We start from the raw sequence: 3,269 nt of genomic DNA on the forward strand, positions 1-3,269 counted from the left end.
AACCGTCTTCTTACGCAAGGTGTTCTTGGCGTAGTCGGTGACGGCGAGAACGGTCTCTTCGGACGTCGTCAGGCTGACCACGATCTCCACGAGCGGCATGACCGGCACGGGGTTGAAGAAGTGAACGCCGACAACCTGGCCGGGGCGCGAGGTGGCCTTGGCGATCTTGATGACGGGGATCGACGACGTGTTGGTCGCCAGAATGCCTGCAGGCTTGACGATCTTGTCGAGCTTGCCGAAGATCTCGTACTTGAGAGCTTCGATCTCGGGAGCAGCTTCGATCACCAGATCGCGATCGGCGAACTCTTCCATGTCCAAGGTGACGCGGACGCGTGCGATCGCGGCGTCGGCTTCTTCCTGGGTGATCTTGCCCTTGGCGACGCCGCGGTTGATCGACTTGGCGATCCGTTCGCGGGCAGCGGCGGCAAATTCTTCTTTGGTTTCGAGCACCAATACCGAGCTACCGGCTTTTGCACATACCTCGGCGATGCCGGCACCCATGGTGCCGCCGCCGATTACGCCTACAAGTTCCACGATTCTCCTCAAAAATTAGGGGCAAGCCCCTGTGCGCCGTTCCGGTAGTCAGGACTACCAGAAAGGCGCACAGGGGCGCGAAGTGCCTTACTTCAACAGCGCACGCGACATCACGACGCGCTGAATCTGGTTGGTGCCTTCGTAGATCTGCGTGATCTTGGCGTCGCGCATCATGCGCTCGACCGGGAAGTCGGTGGTGTAGCCGGCGCCACCGAACAGCTGCACGGCGTCGGTGGTGACCTCCATGGCAACGTCCGAAGCGAAGCACTTCGCCGCAGCGGAGATGAAGCCGAGGTTCTTCTCGCCGCGCTCGGCGCGTGCTGCGGAGGTGTAAACCATCAGACGTGCGGCTTCGACCTTCATCGCCATGTCCGCGAGCATGAACTGAACAGCCTGGAAGTCGCTGATGGACTTGCCGAACTGCTTGCGATCCTTGGTGTATGCCAGCGCCGCGTCGAGTGCGCCCTGGGCCAGGCCGACGGCCTGTGCGCCGATGGTGGGACGCGTGTGGTCGAGGGTCTCGAGTGCCGTCTTGAAGCCGGTGCCCGGTTCGCCGATGATGCGGTCGCCGGGGATGCGGCAGTTCTCGAAGTACAGCTCAGCGGTGGGGGAGCCCTTGATGCCGAGCTTCTTTTCCTTCGGTCCGACGACAAAGCCCTCGTCGTCCTTGTGGACCATGAAGGAGGAGATGCCGTTTGCGCCCTTGTCGGGATCGGTGACAGCCATGACGGTGTACCAGGTGGACTTGCCGCCGTTGGTGATCCAGCACTTGGAGCCGTTGAGGATCCAGTCGTCGCCGTCAGCCTTTGCGCGGGTACGCATCGAAGCGGCGTCGGATCCGGCTTCACGCTCGGACAGTGCGTACGACGCCATTCCGCCGTTGACGAGGTCCGGGAGCACCTTGGACTTGAGCTCTTCGGAACCCTTGAGGATCAGGCCCATGGTGCCGAGCTTGTTCACAGCGGGGATCAGCGAGGAGGAGCCACAGACGCGGGCGACTTCCTCGATGACGATGCAGGTGGCGACGGAATCGGCGCCCTGGCCGTCGTAAGCCTCGGGAACGTGGATGGCGTTGAAGCCCGACGCGTTGAGAGCAGTGAGCGCTTCCTCGGGGAAACGTGCGTTCTCGTCGACGTCCTTGGCGTACGGCGCGATTTCCTTCTCGGAGAGTCCGCGGATAGCAGCCCGCAGTTCGTCGTGCTCTTCGTTCAGTGCGAAGAGATTGAAATCCGGGTTTCCTGCCATGGGAACGCTCCTTGGTGAAGGTGGCTTGAAGGCGGTCGGTGCGGCTCCGGCGTTACCAGCGAGATTCGCGGACAGACCGGTGCCCATGACCCCAGTCAAACACGGCACTGAGTGCCAGGTCAAGGGATGGGTGTGTGAAGTTTCGGTGCACGAGCAGTGTCAGCCGAGTTGTTCGTGGATTTTTCTGCTGATCTCATCAGCGGACGTGCCCGGGGGAAAGGCTACTACCAGCACGGACTTCGATTCTGGCGTGCTGGTCTTGGACCCGGGTGCCACGCCGTACGTCCGCCGAACGTCGAGCAATGCCTGACTTAGTGCATCAGCTGTGGCGTCCTCGTCGCCTTTGATCATGCTTCGCAAGAGGTAGTTGTGGCACGCGGTGACAGCTGCGGCAAAACCGACAACCTCGAGGACAGGTTCGCGGGGCACAGCGCTGCGCAGGTAGTCGACGAAGAGGCGCTCGTAGCGGAATCCGGTGACGAGTTCGCGGTCGCGAAGAGCCGGAACATGCTGTACGACGCGGTATCGCCGCATCGACAGGTCTCGGTTCCTGCGGAAGAAATCGAACACCAGTCCCGCGGCCTCGCACACGGACGCCCAGGGGTCGGCGGAATCGGACGCGAGGAACTCTGCGACGTGTTCGAGGAGGGACTCGTGATCGGCGAAGATCACGTCTTCCTTGGAGCGGAACTGCCGGAAGAACGTCCGACGCGACACACCGGCGGCAGCGGCGATCTGCTCGACGGTGGTGGCTTCGTACCCGTTCTCCGAGAACAACCGGATCGCTTGAGACGCGACGTGTACCCGAAACTGTGCGGGGTCAGTTCCGGGTACATCGGAGCGCTCGGTCATGGATGCAAGTATCCAGGTTTCGTCGGCGTCAGTTGTCGGCGCGTAGCTGGAACTTGAGAACTTTGCCGGTGGGGGTGCGAGGAAGGTCGAGCGGGAAGACGATGTCGCGGGGAACCTTGTACCCGGCCAGCAAAGTGCGGGTGTGCTCGACGATGTCTTCGGCGGATGCCTGTAATCCCTTGCCCAGCACCACGAATGCCTTCGGGCGCTCGCCCCACTTCTCGTCCGGAACGCCGACGACTGCCACGTCGATCACCGCGGGGTGACTCATGATCGCCTGCTCGACCTCGACGGTGGAGATGTTCTCGCCGCCTGAGATGATGATGTCCTTCGCGCGGTCCTTGAGCTGGATGTATCCGTCGGGATGCATGACGCCGAGGTCGCCGGAATGGAACCAACCACCGGCAAATGCTTCGGCTGTCGCGGCCTCGTCGCGGTAGTACCCGAGCATCACGTTGTTGCCGCGGAGCACGATCTCACCCATGGTCTGGCCGTCGGCGGGGACGTCGTTCATCTCGGCATCGACAACGCGAGCATTTTCGGCCTGCACCATGCCGACTCCCTGACGAGAGAGAAGTGCGGCGCGCTCGGACTGCGGCTTGTCGTCCCAGGCTTCCTGGTATTCGCAGATCGTGTAG

General features: G+C 62.3%; 4 protein-coding genes. All 4 read right to left on the reverse strand.

The window, feature by feature from the left end; all coding sequences use genetic code 11:
* On the reverse strand, positions 1-534 hold a 534-nt coding region (locus tag A2J01_RS29795; protein ID WP_197494333.1), incomplete at its 3' end, for an FAD-dependent oxidoreductase.
* A gap of 87 nt (positions 535-621) precedes the next feature.
* Positions 622-1,779: an acyl-CoA dehydrogenase gene (locus A2J01_RS29800; RefSeq protein ID WP_003939784.1), complete on the reverse strand. Its 1,158-nt coding sequence runs from the start codon at positions 1,777-1,779 to the stop codon at positions 622-624.
* Positions 1,780-1,938: 159 nt separating this feature from the next.
* Positions 1,939-2,631: a TetR family transcriptional regulator gene (locus A2J01_RS29805; protein WP_003939674.1), complete on the reverse strand. Its 693-nt coding sequence runs from the start codon at positions 2,629-2,631 to the stop codon at positions 1,939-1,941.
* Positions 2,632-2,659: 28 nt separating this feature from the next.
* Positions 2,660-3,269 (reverse strand): AMP-binding enzyme (locus A2J01_RS29810; RefSeq protein WP_156519445.1); only part of this gene is annotated, 610 nt, incomplete at its 5' end.

This window comes from Rhodococcus sp. EPR-134 (assembly GCF_001647205.1).
GTDB classification, from domain to species: Bacteria; Actinomycetota; Actinomycetes; order Mycobacteriales; family Mycobacteriaceae; genus Rhodococcus_F; species Rhodococcus_F qingshengii.